Source organism: Metapseudomonas cellulosilytica (assembly GCF_049334135.1).
In the GTDB taxonomy this organism is placed as follows: domain Bacteria; phylum Pseudomonadota; class Gammaproteobacteria; order Pseudomonadales; family Pseudomonadaceae; genus Metapseudomonas.
On the sequence record NZ_JBHZGN010000012.1, the window covers coordinates 196,193 to 211,177 of the forward strand.

12 protein-coding genes and 1 pseudogene are annotated in these 14,985 nt (G+C 65.4%); 6 read left to right on the forward strand and 7 right to left on the reverse strand.

The window, feature by feature from the left end; translation table 11 throughout:
- Positions 1-82 precede the first annotated feature (82 nt).
- On the forward strand, positions 83-1,822 hold the full coding sequence (locus ACFW0H_RS17210; protein WP_422915079.1) for an AmpG family muropeptide MFS transporter: 1,740 nt from the start codon (positions 83-85) through the stop codon (positions 1,820-1,822).
- 58 nt (positions 1,823-1,880) lie between these two features.
- Here ACFW0H_RS17210 and ACFW0H_RS17215 read toward each other — a convergent pair whose 3' ends face one another.
- Positions 1,881-2,705 (reverse strand): mechanosensitive ion channel family protein, encoded by an 825-nt coding sequence (locus tag ACFW0H_RS17215; protein ID WP_422915080.1) that lies wholly within the window; start codon positions 2,703-2,705, stop codon positions 1,881-1,883.
- A gap of 116 nt (positions 2,706-2,821) precedes the next feature.
- Positions 2,822-3,301 carry a YajQ family cyclic di-GMP-binding protein gene (locus ACFW0H_RS17220; protein ID WP_377690825.1) on the reverse strand — a complete coding sequence of 160 codons (480 nt, stop codon included), beginning with the start codon at positions 3,299-3,301 and terminating at the stop codon, positions 2,822-2,824.
- Positions 3,302-3,525: 224 nt separating this feature from the next.
- Here ACFW0H_RS17220 and ACFW0H_RS17225 point away from each other — a divergent pair.
- The 4 genes and pseudogenes from ACFW0H_RS17225 to ACFW0H_RS17240 all read left to right on the forward strand — a co-directional run.
- Positions 3,526-4,491: pseudogene (locus ACFW0H_RS17225) on the forward strand (GGDEF domain-containing response regulator); the annotation flags it as partial.
- Complete coding sequence (locus ACFW0H_RS17230; RefSeq protein WP_422915081.1) at positions 4,488-5,399, forward strand: putative 2-dehydropantoate 2-reductase; 912 nt, start codon at positions 4,488-4,490, stop codon at positions 5,397-5,399. The pseudogene ACFW0H_RS17225 and the gene ACFW0H_RS17230, both read left to right, overlap by 4 nt.
- Positions 5,400-5,447: 48 nt before the next feature.
- Complete coding sequence (locus ACFW0H_RS17235) at positions 5,448-7,463, forward strand: sensor histidine kinase (RefSeq protein WP_422915093.1); 2,016 nt, start codon at positions 5,448-5,450, stop codon at positions 7,461-7,463.
- 1 nt (position 7,464) lies between these two features.
- Positions 7,465-8,040, forward strand: a complete 576-nt coding sequence (locus tag ACFW0H_RS17240; RefSeq protein WP_422915082.1) for a cob(I)yrinic acid a,c-diamide adenosyltransferase — start codon at positions 7,465-7,467, stop codon at positions 8,038-8,040.
- A 116-nt stretch (positions 8,041-8,156) separates the two neighbouring features.
- Here the strand turns inward: ACFW0H_RS17240 and ACFW0H_RS17245 are convergent, their stop codons facing one another.
- The 4 genes from ACFW0H_RS17245 to secA form a co-directional block, all read right to left on the reverse strand.
- Positions 8,157-9,098, reverse strand: coding sequence for a Nudix family hydrolase (locus ACFW0H_RS17245; RefSeq protein ID WP_422915083.1), 942 nt, complete (start codon positions 9,096-9,098; stop codon positions 8,157-8,159).
- On the reverse strand, positions 9,095-9,733 hold the full coding sequence (locus ACFW0H_RS17250) for a glutathione S-transferase family protein (protein ID WP_422915084.1): 639 nt from the start codon (positions 9,731-9,733) through the stop codon (positions 9,095-9,097). The genes ACFW0H_RS17245 and ACFW0H_RS17250 overlap by 4 nt, the downstream gene beginning before the upstream one ends.
- A 118-nt stretch (positions 9,734-9,851) precedes the next feature.
- A complete protein-coding gene (argJ, locus tag ACFW0H_RS17255) occupies positions 9,852-11,069 on the reverse strand; it encodes a bifunctional glutamate N-acetyltransferase/amino-acid acetyltransferase ArgJ (RefSeq protein ID WP_422915085.1) in 1,218 nt (405 codons plus the stop codon).
- A gap of 261 nt (positions 11,070-11,330) precedes the next feature.
- Positions 11,331-14,072 carry a preprotein translocase subunit SecA gene (gene secA / locus ACFW0H_RS17260; RefSeq protein ID WP_422915086.1) on the reverse strand — a complete coding sequence of 914 codons (2,742 nt, stop codon included), beginning with the start codon at positions 14,070-14,072 and terminating at the stop codon, positions 11,331-11,333.
- A gap of 284 nt (positions 14,073-14,356) precedes the next feature.
- Here secA and ACFW0H_RS17265 point away from each other — a divergent pair, with 284 nt between their 5' ends.
- Positions 14,357-14,812: a DUF721 domain-containing protein gene (locus ACFW0H_RS17265; protein WP_422915087.1), complete on the forward strand. Its 456-nt coding sequence runs from the start codon at positions 14,357-14,359 to the stop codon at positions 14,810-14,812.
- Between the two features lie 32 nt (positions 14,813-14,844).
- Here the strand turns inward: ACFW0H_RS17265 and ACFW0H_RS17270 are convergent.
- The coding region (locus tag ACFW0H_RS17270; protein ID WP_422915094.1) for a transposase at positions 14,845-14,985 on the reverse strand (141 nt) is incomplete at its 5' end.

Sequence of the window (14,985 nt, forward strand, 5' to 3'; positions counted from 1 at the left end):
TGCGCCCTGCCGTTTTACAGCCTTACCCTGGACGCCGCGAGCAGACCATGCCCAGCACCACGCCTTTCGGACCGCACCCCTGATGCCCCATCGTTCCTGGCGCGCCGCCATCGCCGCCTATGCCACGCCGGCCACCCTTTCGCTATTGCTCCTGGGCTTCGCCGCCGGCCTGCCCTACATGCTGGTGTTTTCCACGCTCTCCGTCTGGTTGCGCGAGGCCGGGGTTTCCCGCGAGACCATCGGTTTCGCCAGCCTGATCGGCCTGGCCTACGCCTTCAAATGGATCTGGTCGCCGCTGCTCGACCAGTGGCGCCTGCCGCTGCTCGGCCGGCTGGGCCGCCGGCGCTCCTGGCTGGTGCTGTCCCAGGCCCTGGTGGCCCTTGGACTGGTGGGCATGGCCCTGTGCGACCCGCAGATCCACCTCACCTGGCTGATCGCCCTGGCGGTGGTGGTGGCCTTCGCTTCGGCCACCCAGGACATCGCCATCGACGCCTACCGCCTGGAAATCGCCGAGGACAGCCGCCAGGCCGCCCTGGCCGCCAGCTACATGACCGGCTACCGCATCTCCGCGCTGCTCGCCACCGCAGGTGCGCTCTACTTCGCCGAGTGGTTCGGTTCCACCGCCAAGCTCTACGAGTACGGCGCCTGGGCTGGCACCTACCTGCTGTTCGCGCTGCTGATGTTGCCGGGCCTGATCACCAGCCTGTGGATGCGCGAGCCGCCGGTGGACCTGCCGACCCAGAGCAACACCTCGCGCTTCAAGCTCAAGCATCAACTGTCGTCGGTGCTGATTCTGCTGGTGATGCTGATCTCCCTGCCGGCGATGATCACCGGCCTGCTCGACCACGCCTGGCCACGCGCCGCGCTCTACGCCATTTTCCTGATCACCTGCCTGTCGCCCTGGGGCATGCGCCAGGTCCTGCCGGTGCGCGAGCTGCTCAGCCAGCAACGCCGCCAACTGCTGGTGGCCGCGCGGGGCAAGGTGATACCGAACTTCGATTTCGTCCACCAGGCGGTGTCGATCATCGTGCTGATCGTGATCCTGGTGACCATCGCCGCCGCGGTGAAGGCCTTCTCCACCGGTGCCTGGCCGCGCGCCACGCTGTTCCTGCTGATCACCCTGGCCTGTTTCTCCGCCGCCGGCCGCCTGCTGATGGCGCCGGTGCTGACCCCCATCAGCGAATTCGTCCAGCGCTATCGCTGGCAGGCGCTGCTGCTGCTTGGCCTGATCGCCACCTACCGGATGTCGGACACCGTGATGGGGGTGATGGCCAACGTCTTCTACATCGACCAGGGCTTCACCAAGGAGCAGATCGCCAGCGTCAGCAAGCTCTTCGGCCTGGTGATGACCCTGCTCGGCGCGGCCGCCGGCGGCGTGCTCATCGTGCGCTTCGGCATCCTGCCGATCCTCTTCATCGGCGGCGTCACCTCGGCGGCCACCAACCTGATGTTCGTGGCCCTGAGCGACATGGGGCCGCACCTGAACATGCTGATCCTGACCATCTCCTGCGACAACTTCAGTGCGGGCCTGGCCACCTCGGCCTTCGTCGCCTATCTGTCGAGCCTCACCAACCTGAAGTTCTCCGCCACCCAATACGCCCTGCTCAGCTCCATCATGCTGCTGCTGCCGCGCCTGATCGGTGGCTACTCGGGCGTGATGGTGGAAAGCCTCGGCTACCACAGCTTCTTCCTGCTCACCGCCCTGCTGGGCGTCCCCACCCTGGTGCTGATCGCCATCCAGTGGGGCCGCGACCGCCAGCAACCGAAGGAGAACGGTTCGTCCGACGCGCCCGCGGCGCCTGGCTCCACCGAGCAGCCCTGACGTTTTTCAGGCATGAAAAAGGCCGGCAATTGCCGGCCTTTTCGTTTTTCGCCAGGACTCAGCCCGGCACCACCTGCACCATGCGAGGCGGCTGGGCCAGCTCCACACCGACAGCGCCCAGGCTGTCGCGCACGTTCTCGTTGAGCATGAAGATCACGCCCCAGTAGTCGGCGTTCGAGGCCCACAGGCGCAGGGACAGGTTGATGGAGGTATCGCCGAGGGCGGAAACCACCACCACAGGTTCCGGGTCCTTGTGCACGCGCGGGTCCCGGGCCAGCTCGAGCAGCACGTCACGGGCCTTGGACAGGTCGGCGGAATAGTCCACCTTCACGTCGTACAGGACCTGGCGGTTCGCCTGCTTGGAGTAGTTGGTGATGATGCCGTTGGACAGGCTGCCGTTGGGCACTATCACCGTCTTGTTGTCACCGGTGCGCAGCACGGTGTGGAAGATCTGGATATGGTCCACGGTGCCGGAAACACCCTGGGCCTCGATGAAATCGCCCACCTTGAAGGGGCGAAACAGCAGGATCAGCACGCCACCGGCGAAGTTCGCCAGGCTGCCCTGCAGGGCCAGGCCGATGGCCAGGCCCGCCGCACCGATGGCGGCGACGAAAGACGTGGTCTCGACGCCGATCATCGACGCCACGCTGACCATCAGCAGTACCTTCAGGATGATGTTGGCCAGGCTGCCGATGAAGCCCTGCAGGGTGCGGTCCACCCGGCGATGCTGCATCAGCGCGCCAACCTTGCCGGTCAGCACGTTGATCAGCCACCAGCCGATCAGCAGGGTAAGTAGCGCCAGCGCCAGCTTGCCGCTGTACTCCAGCACAATGGGCAACCAGGCTTCGGATACCTTCACCAGTTGGTCGACGTTCATCTCCATGGGCGTTCTCCGCGGTATTTCAGCAATGCAAAACCAAGCCGCCATGGACACTCCAGGGCGGCAAAGGTTCAAAAGGACACTAGGGTTGCGACGCGAATCGGCCGCGAAGGTTCCGCTCAGTCGCGGAAGTTGTTGAACTGCAAAGGCATGCCGAACTCCTTGGCACGCAGGGCGGCGATGGCTTCCTGCAGGTCGTCGCGCTTCTTGCCGGTGACGCGAACCTGCTCGCCCTGGATGGCGGCCTGGACCTTGAGCTTGCTCTCCTTGATATGGGCGACGATCTTTTTCGCCAGTTCCTTGTCGATACCTTCGCGCAGCACGGCTTCCTGCTTGACCACCTTGCCGGAGGCGTAGGAATCCTTGATTTCCAGGCACTGGACGTCGATCTTGCGCTTGACCAGGGCGAGCTTGAGGATCTCCAGCATCTGCTCCAGTTGGAAATCGGCTTCGGCCGTCAGGGTGACCGTCAGCTCCTTGAACTCGAAACTACCCTTGCCGCGCAGGTCGTAGCGGCGATCGAGTTCTTTGATGGCGTTGTCGACGGCGTTGGTGACTTCGTGCTTGTCCAGTTCGGACACCACGTCGAACGAGGGCATGGGATTCCTCCAGATAGACGGCGCGATCTGCATCACGGATATGAACGCGCCTGGCTTGACGGTAAAAAATGCGCACCCATTATAACCGAGCGACAAGCCGCCTTTCCGGTGGCCGTCCCCCCAGCAGTCCGCAACCGGCAGAACGGTAGGGCGACACGGCAACCCGAACGAGACTTGATATCATAGCGCCATCTCACGCAATCCCACTCCCCTTGCGAGCCTGCCACATGCCCAACCCTCATCTCAGCATCCTGGTGGTGGACGACGCCAAATTCTCCAGCGCGATGATCGGCCGCACCCTGAGCCAGGCCGGCTACCAGGACCTGCGCTTCGCCAGCAGCGCCAGCGAAGCGCTGCAGTTGCTGGAGCACAAGCCGGCGAACGTCATCCTCGCCGACTGGCTGATGCCGGAGATCGACGGACTGGAACTGACCGCACGCGTGCGCCAGCTCGATGAGATGACCGATCACTACAGCTACATCATCCTGCTGACCGGCAAGGAGGGCGAAAACGTCCTGGGCGAAGCCTTCGATCGTGGCGTCGACGACTTCATCAGCAAGGCGGCCATGAACGAACAGCTGGTGCCGCGGGTCTACGCCGCCGACCGCTTGTGCAACACCTTGCAGCGCCTGTTGCAGGAGAACCGCCTGCTGACCCAGAACATCGCCAGCCTGGAGCAGCGCAACCTGGTGGATTCCCTCACCGGCCTCGGCAATCCGCGCTACCTGCGCCAGAAACTGACCGACAGCCTGCGCCAGGTGGAGTCCCGTGGTGGCGCTCTTTGTTACCTGCTGATCGGCCTGCTGGACGCACCGCAGCTGCGCCAGCAGTATGGCGACACCTTCTACAACGAGCTGCTGCACGGCGTTGCCCGGCGCCTGCAGCAACTGGTGCGGCCGCTGGACGTGCTGACCCGCGTGGACGACAGCCATTTCGGCCTGATCACCTTGCTCGACGACCTCCATGAATGCTCGCCGAGCAGCTTCCGACGCCTGCACGAAGGGCTGAACCTGAAAGCCTTCAAGACCAGCGAGGGCTTCATCACCCTCAAGGCTGGCATCGCCCTGGTCGGCCTGGACACCAAGGCCCTGCCCCTGGATGTCGAAGAACTGCTGGGCAAGGCCGTCGCCATGCTCCCCGAGGCCTACGCCAGCGGCCGGGTCACCGCCATGCGCCTGCCGCAGCCATGACCTGGCACATCCTCGGCGCCGGCAGCCTCGGCAGCCTCTGGGCCGCGCGCCTGGCGCGAGCCGGGCTGCCGGTGCGCCTGCTGCTGCGCGATCGCGCGCGGCTCAAGGCCTACGAAGAAGCCGGTGGCCTGACCCTGGTGGAACAGGGCGCAGCCCGCCGCTTCCCCATCCCCGCCGACCTGCCCAGCAGCTCCGGCCCCATAAGCCGCCTGCTGGTCGCCTGCAAGGCCTACGATGCCGAAGCCGCGGTGCAGCCCCTGCTGCACCGCCTGGCCCCCGGCGCCGAGCTGATCCTGCTGCAGAACGGCCTGGGCAGCCAGGACGCCGTGGCCATGCGCCTGCCCCATGCCCGCTGCATACTCGCCTCCAGCACCGAAGGCGCCTTCCGTGAGGCGGATTTTCGCGTGGTCTTCGCCGGCCACGGCTACACCTGGCTAGGCGACCCGCTGCACCCCACCGCTCCCGACTGGCTGAGCGACCTGGAGCAGGCCGGCATCCCCCACGGCTGGACGCCGGACATCCTCTCGCGCCTGTGGCGCAAGCTGGCGCTGAATTGCGCCATCAACCCCCTTACCGTTCTGCACGATTGCCGCAACGGTGGTCTATCCGAACATCCGGCTGAAGTCGGCGTACTCTGCGTGGAGCTGGCCGAGCTGCTGCGGCGTTGCGGCCAGCCGGACGCCGCCGAAGGGCTGCACGAGGAAGTGCTGCGGGTGATCCAGGCCACCGCGGCGAACTACTCCTCCATGTATCAGGACGTCGCCAACGGCCGACGCACCGAGATCAGCTACCTGCTTGGCCACGCCTGCGCCACCGCCGTCCGCCACCAGCTCAGGCTGCCGCATCTGGAGAGCCTGCGGCAGCGCCTTCAGGCTCACCTCGAGATGCGCGGATTGCCCGTCAACTGACCCCGCGCTAACCTGCCCCTCAGCCCAGCTGCGGATGCCTACCCCTTGATCAGCCTGCGTCAGCGTCTCGAGAACCTGTCGGTCGGCCGCAAATTGCTCGCCGCCCTGTTGGTCCTGCTCGCCACCGTCCTGCTCATCGCCAACCTGGCCTTCATCAGCGCGGCCTACTGGATTTCTCAGGAAAGCGTCGCGCCCCAGGGGCTGGTGACCCTGGGCCGGCTCTTCGCCACCTCCGCACTCGGCCCCGAGGCGCTTTCCTCGGAAGACAACGCCAAGCAGATGCTGGAACGCCTGGACGGTTACACGCCGCTGCGCGCCGCCGCGCTCTACGACAGCGACGGCCGCCTGCTGGCCCAGTTGCAGCGGGGCGAACTGCTTGACCTGCCGCTGAATGCCGCGGACCTGCCCGGCTGGCGCCTGCGGGAATTCCGCACCACCCACCTGGCCGAACTGCCGATGCCCGGCAGGAAGCCCGGCCACCTGCTGCTGGTGGCCTCCAGCGAGCTGCCCGGGGTCTTCTACACCGGTACGCTGACCGCCAGCCTGGCGATCCTCGCCTGCAGCGTGCTGCTCTGGTTGCTGGTGGCGCGACAGGTCCGGCGCATGATCACCCGCCCCATTCGCAGGCTCGAAGAACTGTCGCGCCAGGTGACCCGCGAAGAGAACTATGCCCTGCGCGCACCGCGCGGCAACCGCGATGAAATCGGCGGCCTGGCCGACGCCTTCAACACCATGCTCAGCCGCATCGAAGCCCGCGAGCAGCAACTCAAGCGCGCCCGTGACGACGCCCAGGCCGCCTTCGACCAGGCCCATGAGCTGGCCGAAGAGACCCGCCATTCCAACCGCAAGCTGGAGCTGGAAGTGCAGGTGCGCAGCAAGATCGAAAAGAAGCTCACCGGCTTCCAGAACTACCTCAACAGCATCATCGACTCGATGCCATCCGCGCTCATCGCCCTGGACGAGCAGCTTTATGTCACCCAGTGGAACCAGGAAGCCAGCGCCCTTTCCGGCACGCCCATGGACGACGCGCTGAACCAGCCGGTGTTCCTCGCCTTCCCCTCGCTCAAGCCCTTCCTGCCGCAGATCCGCCTGACCGCCGAGAAGCACAAGGTGGAAAAGGTGGAACGGGTCAGCTGGTTGGTGGGCGAGGACGTCCACCACTACGCCCTGACTTTCTACCCGCTGATGGGCGGTACCGGGCGCGGCGTGGTGATCCGCATCGACGACATCACCCAGCGGCTGTCGATGGAAGAGCTGATGGTGCAATCGGAGAAGATGCTCTCGGTGGGAGGCCTGGCGGCCGGCATGGCCCACGAGATCAACAACCCCCTGGGCGCCATCCTGCACAACGTGCAGAACATCCGTCGACGCCTGTCGCCGGATCTGGACCGCAACCAGGAGCAGGCCGCCATCAGCGGCATCAGGCTGGAATCGGTCAATCAGTACCTGGACGCACGCGAGGTGCCCAAGCTGCTCGATGACATCCACCAGGCCGGCGCCCGAGCGGCGAAGATCGTCTCCCACATGCTCGCCTTCAGCCGCCGCAGCAACCGCCAGCTGGCGCCATGCCAGCTCCCCGTGCTGATCGACCAGGCGCTGGAGATCGCCAGCAACGACTTCGACCTGACCGAGGGTTTCGACTTCAAGGGGCTGCAGGTCACCCGCGAATTCGATCCGGAGCTGGGGCCGGTGCCGGGCACCGCGAACGAATTGGAACAGGTGCTGCTCAACCTGCTGAAGAACGCCGCCCAGGCCATTCACCTGCGCGAGAATGACAAGGAAGGCCGGATCGCCCTGCGCACGCGCCTGAGCCCACCCTGGGCGGAAATCCAGGTAGAGGACAACGGCATCGGCATTCCGGAGAACGTGCGCAAGCGTATCTTCGAACCCTTCTTCACCACCAAGGAGGTGGGCCAGGGTACGGGGCTCGGCCTGTCGGTCTCCTACTTCATCATCACCAACAACCACAAAGGGCAGATGGAAGTGCAGTCCAAGCCCGGCCAGGGTACCTGCTTCACCTTGCGCCTGCCGCTGACCGCCAATGCCGCGAACGCAGGAACCTGAAATGGGAAACCGCCTCTCGAAGATCTATACCCGCACCGGCGACAAGGGCGAAACCGGCCTCTCCAGCGGCCGCCGCGTGCCCAAGGACCATCCGCGGATCGAGGCCATTGGCGAGGTGGATACCCTCAATAGCCAGTTGGGCCTGCTGCTGGCGGAACTCATCGAAAGTGCGGAGAGCTGCGCCGGACTGGGCGAAGTGATCGAGGTGCTGACGCCCTGCCAGCATCGCCTGTTCGACCTCGGCGGTGAACTGGCCATGCCCGAGTACCAGGTGGTGGATGGCGCGGAGATCGAGCGGCTGGAAGCGGCCATCGACCGCTGGAACGATGAGCTGGGGCCGCTGAAGAACTTCATCCTGCCGGGTGGTTCGCGCCTGGTGGCCCAGGCCCACGTCTGCCGCAGTTTCGCCCGCGGCGCCGAACGCCGGGCACAGACGCTGAACGGCGAAGAGCCGCTGCGTGCGGAACTGCTGGCCTACCTCAATCGCCTTTCCGACCTGCTCTTCGTTGCCGCCCGCCTGATTGCCCGGCGCCAGGGGGTGGATGAAGTGCTGTGGCAGGCGGCGAGCAAGGCATAGGTCGCCTGTAGGGGCGAATTCATTCGCCAAGCAGGTCGAAGACCTGCCGTAGGTTGGTGTAGAGCGAAGCGAAACCCAACATTCCAACCGTCCACCGTTGAGCTTCGCTGAGTTCTCTACTCCGGCCAGAACGCGCGGATACCTGCCACGCCCTGGGCGCCGATCCGCCAGGCGCGCTCAAGCTCATCCGGGCCAACGCCGCCCAGCAGATAAGCCGGCTGGTTGAAGCCACGCAGCAGCTCCTCCGCCCGCTCCCAGCCAAGGGGTGCGGCTTCGGGATGGGTCTTAGTCGCCTGCACCGGCGACAGGGTGACGAAGTCCACCCCCATGGCCTGCGCCAGCTGCAGCTCCTCGACACTGTGACAGGACGCCGCCAGCCAGCGCTCGCGAGGGAAGGGGCGACCATTGGGCGCATACTTGCGCAGCTGCTCGGCCGTCAGGTGCCATCCGGCGGCGGGAAAATCGCCCAGCCACTCCAGCGGGCCCTTGAGCATCAGCTGCGCCTTGCCCGCGCAAAGACCCTGTACGTCCACCGCGAGGTCGCGATACTGGGCGTCGAACATCTTCGGCGCGCGCAGCTGCACCAGGCGCACGCCAGCGGCCAGGGCCGCCTTGAGTCCCGCGAGCAGGGCCGGGGGCTCCAGGTCATCAGGAGTGATCAGGTAGCGGTCCGGAAGTCGCGCGGCAGCCACTATGGGCCTGTTGGCGGCTGGAAACTCGTAATCCCCCAGCTCCCGGGGCGAAGCCCAGGCCAGGGGCTGGCCCTCGGCGCCATGAGGTTCACCGGCGAACGCGCCGACCTCCCAGACATCCAGCAGCACATGCTTGTCCGGGTAATCGTGGTGGATCTGGATCAGCGGCCGGGCGGCGTTGACGCGGATGCCCAACTCCTCCTCCAGCTCGCGGGAAAGCGCGGCCTCGACGGCCTCGCCCTCCTCCACCTTGCCGCCGGGAAACTCCCAGAGGCCGCCCTGGTGCTTGTCGTCCGGGCGCCTGGCAATCAGCACCCGTCCGTCAGGGCCGCGAATCACGGCGGCGGCCACATGCACACGTTTCATTCGATGATCTCCGTTTCCTGCAAGGCGGCCTGGTACCAGCGCTGGAAGGCAGGCCACCGGTAAATGGTGTCGACGTAGGCCGCGGCGTCCGCCGGCAGCTCCACGGCGTAGCTGCGCAGGCGGCTGGCCACCGGCGCATAGAAGGCGTCGGCGATGCTCGCATGGCCGAATAGGAAGGGCCCGTCCTGGCCGAAGCGCGAGCGACACTCGCTCCAGAGGGCACAGATGCGGCGGATGTCCGCCACCACCTCGTCGGGCACCTCGGCGAGCGGCTGGTTGCGCCGCATGTCCATCGGCATATGGCTGCGCAGGGGCACGAACCCGCTGTGCATCTCCGCACAGACTGCCCGGGCCGCGGCACGGGCGGCCTGGCCAAAGGGCCAGAGATGCGCCTCCGGAAAGCGTTCGGCGAGGTATTCGGCGATGGCCAGGGAATCCCAGATGGTGCCGTCCTCGCACTTCAGGACAGGGACCTTGGCGGTGGGCGACCAGGCCAGCAGGCGCTTGTGGCTATCGGCCTGGTACAGGGGGACACGCACTTCGTCGTAGGGCGAACCGGTCAGCTCCATGGCCAGCCAGGCCCGCAGCGACCAGGACGAGTAGTTCTTGTTGCCTATTACCAGTGTCAGGGACATGCCTAGCTCCTTGGTTCCAGTTCCTCAGGGTGTGGCTGGATCATGGAAGCCGCCTGCGCCCATGGCAAATTCCCGATTTTCATCGGGGCATGAAAACCGGGAATGCCAGGCCAACCGCTTAAGTACGATATTCCGCGTTGATCTTCACGTACTCGTGGGACAGGTCAGTGGTCCAGATGGTTTCGCTGCAGTCACCACGGCCGAGTTCGATGCGGATGGTGATCTCCTCGCGAGCCATGACCGCCGCGCCCTGCGCTTCGGTGTAGGTCGCGGCGCGACCGCCCTGGCTGGCAATGCAGACTTCGCCAAGGAACACGTCGATCTTGCTCACGTCCAGGTCTGGCACGCCGGCGTAACCCACGGCGGCGAGGATGCGGCCCCAGTTGGGGTCGGAGGCGAACAGCGCGGTCTTGATCAGTGGCGAGTGGGCCACGGCGTAGGCCACGTCCAGGCATTCCTGGTGGTTACCGCCGCCATTCACCTGCACGGTGACGAACTTGGTGGCGCCTTCGCCGTCGCGAACGATGGCCTGGGCGATCTCCATGAACACCTCGAACACGGCCTGCTTGAGCTTGGCGAAGAGTGCGCCGCTGGCGGCGGTGATCTCCGGCAGGGCGGCCTGGCCGGTGGCGATCAGCATGCAGCAGTCGTTGGTGGAGGTGTCGCCGTCGATGGTGATGCGGTTGAAGGACTTGTTCGCCGCGTCACGCACCAGGGCGTGCAGCACATCGCGGGCGACCTTGGCGTCGGTGGCGATGTAGCCGAGCATGGTGGCCATGTTCGGACGGATCATGCCGGCGCCCTTGCTGATGCCGGTGATGGTGATGGTCACGCCGTCATGCTGGAACTGGCGGCTGGCACCCTTGGGCTGGGTGTCGGTGGTCATGATGCCTTCGGCGGCCTGGGCCCAGTTATCCACCTTGAGGTCGTCCAGGGCGGCCTGCAGCGCGGTCTCGATCTTCTCGACCGGCAGGGGCTCGCCGATCACTCCGGTGGAGAACGGCAGCACGGCAGCTTCGTCCACGCCAGCCAGTTCAGCCAGCCTGGCGCAGGCACGGCGGGCACGGACCAGGCCATCGGGACCGGTGCCGGCATTGGCGTTGCCGGTGTTGGTCAGCAGGTAGCGCACGTCGCCGTCGACGCGCTCGCGGGTGATCAGCACCGGTGCGGCGCAGAAGGCATTGGTGGTGGTCACCCCGGCCACAGTGGAGCCCTCGGCGCAGCGCATCACCACGACATCCTTGCGCCCGGGGCGCTTGATGCCGGCAGAGGCGATGCCGAGTTCGAATCCGGGTACCGGGTGCAGGGTAGGCAGAGGGCCAAGACCAACAGCCATGGGAAGCGCTCCTTTGTCAGCGGGCGGCCGGTTGCGCGCGGCGCAGGCGGCCAGGGATTAACAGGAAAAACGCCGCGAGCGGCAGGGCCGGTCGCGGCGTGGGGTATTACAGCAGTGCCGTGGAATCTGTGCACGACCTCGCGAGCTAGAGCCAGACAAGGCGAAAATGACCGAAGGAGCGGAGTTTACAGATGTAAATGAGCATCCCGAGGCCATTTTCAACGCCGTATGGCCGACGCGCAGCAGATCGTGGACCGATTCCTAGCTGATCTGGCCGTGGCAGTGCTTGTACTTCTTGCCGGAACCGCACGGGCAGGGCTCGTTGCGGCCGACCTTGGGCTCGGTGCGAACCGGAGCTGCGGCGGTGGCGACAGCCACATCGTCTTGCTCCTCGGTCACTTCCGGCTCATCCAGGCTGGGCGCAGCGGCATGCTCGAACTGCATGCGACGGGCCAGTTCCTCGGCTTCGCGGCGCAGGCGAGCCTCTTCCTCGGCCGGGTCCTCGCGACGCACCTGGACATGGGAAAGGACACGGATGGTATCGCGCTTGATGGAGTCGAGCAGGTCCTGGAACAGGGTGAAGGACTCGCGCTTGTACTCCTGCTTCGGGTTCTTCTGGGCGTAGCCGCGCAGATGGATGCCATGACGCAGGTGGTCCATGGTGGACAGGTGGTCTTTCCACAGGTCGTCCAGCACGCGCAGCAGCATCTGCTTCTCGAAGGCACGCAGGGCTTCGGCGCCGGCGAGGTCTTCCTTCTCGTTATAGGCGGCCAGCAGCTGCGCCATGATTTTTTCGCGCAGGGTTTCCTCGTAGAGCTTGTCGTCTTCGTCGAGCCACTGCTGGATCGGCAGCTTCAGGCCGAAATCACTGAACAGGGCCGCCTCCAGGCCGGAGATGTCCCACTGTTCCGGCATGGACTGCGGCGGAATGTGCGCATCGATGGTGCTGTTCAGCACTTCCTCGCGGAACTCGACAATGGTGTCGCCGATATCTTCGGCGGCCAGCAGGCTGTTGCGCATGTGGTAGATCACCTTGCGCTGCTCGTTGGCCACGTCGTCATATTCGAGAAGCTGCTTGCGGATGTCGAAGTTGCGGCCTTCGACCTTGCGCTGGGCCTTCTCGATGGCATTGGTCACCATGCGGTGCTCGATGGCCTCGCCGGATTGCATCCCCAGCGCCTTCATGAAGTTCTTCACCCGGTCGGAGGCGAAGATGCGCATCAGGTTGTCTTCCAGCGACAGGTAGAAGCGGCTGGAACCCGGGTCGCCCTGGCGACCGGCACGGCCGCGCAGCTGGTTGTCGATACGGCGGGATTCGTGGCGCTCGGAGGCGACCACGTGCAGGCCGCCGGCCTCGATCACCTGCTGGTGGCGCTTCTGCCATTCAGCCTTGATCTGCGCGACCTGCTCGTCGGTCGGCGCTTCCAGGGCAGCCACCTCGGCTTCCCAGTTGCCGCCCAGGAGAATGTCGGTACCCCGGCCGGCCATGTTGGTGGCGATGGTCACGGCGCCCGGACGACCGGCCTGGGCGATGATCTCGGCCTCCTTCTCGTGGTACTTGGCGTTGAGCACCTTGTGCTCGATGCCGGCCTTGACCAGCAGCTGGGAAACGTACTCGGAACTCTCGATGGACGCGGTACCCACCAGCGCCGGGCGGCCACTGGCCTGGCACTCCTTGATGTCGCTGATGATGGAGGCGAATTTCTCTTCCTGGGTCAGGTAGACCAGGTCGTTGAAGTCCTTACGCGCGACCGGGCGGTGGGTGGGGATGACCACCACGTCCAGGCCGTAGATCTGGCGGAATTCGAAGGCCTCGGTATCGGCGGTACCGGTCATGCCGGACAGCTTCTTGTAGAGGCGGAAGTAGTTCTGGAAGGTGGTGGAGGCCAGGGTCTGGCTCTCCGCCTGGATCGGCAGGTTTTCCTTGGCCTCGATGGCCTGGTGCAGGCCTTCGGACAGGCGACGGCCGGGCATGGTACGGCCGGTATGCTCGTCGATCAGCAGCACCTGGTCGTTCTGCACGATGTATTCGATGTTGCGGTGGAACAGGGTGTGGGCACGCAGCGCGGCGTAGACGTGGGTCAGCAGGCTGAGGTTGTGCGCCGAGTAGAGGCTCTCGCCCTCGGCCAGCAGGCCGGCCTGGGTGAGCATTTCCTCGATGAACTGGTGGCCCATCTCGTTGAGCTCGACCTGGCGGGTCTTCTCGTCGACCGAGTAGTGGCCTTCCTGGGTGACCTGGCCTTCCACTTCTTCGATGTGTTGCTTGAGGCGCGGGATCAGCTTGTTGATCTGGATGTACAGCTTGGAGCTGTCTTCGGCCTGGCCGGAGATGATCAGCGGGGTGCGCGCTTCGTCGATGAGGATGGAGTCCACTTCGTCGATCACGGAGAAATTCAGCTCGCGCTGGAATTTGTCATCCGTGCTGAAGGCCATGTTGTCGCGCAGGTAGTCGAAGCCGAATTCGTTGTTGGTGCCGTAGGTGATGTCGGCGGCGTAGGCGGCGCGCTTCTCTTCCGGCGGCTGGAAGGGGGTGACGATGCCGACGGACAGGCCGAGGAATTCATAGAGCGGACGCATCCAGTTGGCGTCGCGGCGGGCCAGGTAGTCGTTCACCGTGACCACGTGCACGCCCTTGCCCGACAGTGCGTTCAGGTAGACCGCCAGGGTTCCCACCAGGGTCTTGCCCTCGCCGGTACGCATCTCGGCGATCTTGCCCTCGTGCAGGGTCATGCCGCCGATCAGCTGGACATCGAAGTGGCGCATGCCCATGACGCGCTTGCCGGCCTCACGCGCCACGGCGAAGGCTTCCGGCAGCAGCTGGTCGAGGGTTTCGCCCTTGGCCAGGCGCGCCTTGAACTCTTCGGTCTTGGCACGCAGCTGGTCATCGGACAGGACCACCATCTGCTCTTCGAACGCGTTGATGGCCTGGACAGCCTTGGCCATGCGCTTCACTTCGCGTTCGTTCTTGCTTCCAAAGAGTTTCTTCAACAATGGCGCAAACATATAGAGAGAATCTTCCACACATTGGGATGGAGGGCGCCCCGGAGTCGCCCGCGCAGCCGCCATGGCTGCTTGCGAAGGGGGCATTCTACCCGGATTCCTTGTCGAGGAAAGCGGGCGCACTTCCCAGCCGCCGTAAGACCCGGTCGACAAGAGGCCGCCCGGAGCGTTGCCTGAGCGCCGCTATCGGACCGTTCGTGCGCCATGCGACGCGGCTAGCGAACGGCCGGGCGACAGGCCGCTTCTGCTAATATGGGGACGCTCTGTTTTCCTTCAAGCGACCCGCCATGGCATTCCGTCCCCTGCCCGCACGTTCCCCTGCCGCGCTGTTGCGCGAAGAGAAGCCGTTGCGGGCGCTGTTCAACGAGGCCCAGCGTATCGACCAGCTGCAACAGCTGCTGGCCAGCCAGCTGCAACCTGCGGCCCGGGAGCACTGCCACGTGGCGTCCTGGCGCGAGGGCCGACTGCTGCTGATCGTCACCGACGGCCACTGGGCGACCCGGCTGCGCTACCAGCAAACTCGCCTGCTGCGCCAGCTGAAGGGCTTCGAGGCCTTCGCCGGGCTGCAACGCATCATTTTCAAGGTACAGCCAAGCTACAACACGAGCAGCCCGGCAGTGACCGAAGGTCGCCTCTCCCCTGCCGCGGCCGAGAGCCTGCAAGCCACCGCGGAGACTGTCAGCGACCCCAGGTTGCGGGACGCCCTGGAGCGGCTGGCCCGCCACGGCAAGCAAGCGGAATGAGGCTTCGCCGGAATCCGGACATAAAAAAAGGTTCATCGCGCTTTCGCGGGGAAGGCGGCCTTGATTTTCAGGAAGAAGTAGACCGAGTCCCGAAAGCCATAGGCCATGCGCTTGATCACCTTGATGCGGTTGTTCACGCCCTCCAGGACACTGGTGTGCAGGGGGAAGCGAGC

What these genes read in the sequence shown, in the direction of transcription:
- ACFW0H_RS17210 (WP_422915079.1), top strand. Translation starts at nt 83, where the DNA reads ATGCCCCATCGTTCCTGGCGCGCCGCCATCGCCGCCTATGCCACGCCG.
- ACFW0H_RS17215 (WP_422915080.1), bottom strand. Translation starts at nt 2,705, where the DNA reads ATGGAGATGAACGTCGACCAACTGGTGAAGGTATCCGAAGCCTGGTTG.
- ACFW0H_RS17220 (WP_377690825.1), bottom strand. Translation starts at nt 3,301, where the DNA reads ATGCCCTCGTTCGACGTGGTGTCCGAACTGGACAAGCACGAAGTCACC.
- ACFW0H_RS17230 (WP_422915081.1), top strand. Translation starts at nt 4,488, where the DNA reads ATGACCTGGCACATCCTCGGCGCCGGCAGCCTCGGCAGCCTCTGGGCC.
- ACFW0H_RS17240 (WP_422915082.1), top strand. Translation starts at nt 7,465, where the DNA reads ATGGGAAACCGCCTCTCGAAGATCTATACCCGCACCGGCGACAAGGGC.
- ACFW0H_RS17245 (WP_422915083.1), bottom strand. Translation starts at nt 9,098, where the DNA reads ATGAAACGTGTGCATGTGGCCGCCGCCGTGATTCGCGGCCCTGACGGA.
- ACFW0H_RS17250 (WP_422915084.1), bottom strand. Translation starts at nt 9,733, where the DNA reads ATGTCCCTGACACTGGTAATAGGCAACAAGAACTACTCGTCCTGGTCG.
- argJ (WP_422915085.1), bottom strand. Translation starts at nt 11,069, where the DNA reads ATGGCTGTTGGTCTTGGCCCTCTGCCTACCCTGCACCCGGTACCCGGA.
- secA (WP_422915086.1), bottom strand. Translation starts at nt 14,072, where the DNA reads ATGTTTGCGCCATTGTTGAAGAAACTCTTTGGAAGCAAGAACGAACGC.
- ACFW0H_RS17265 (WP_422915087.1), top strand. Translation starts at nt 14,357, where the DNA reads ATGGCATTCCGTCCCCTGCCCGCACGTTCCCCTGCCGCGCTGTTGCGC.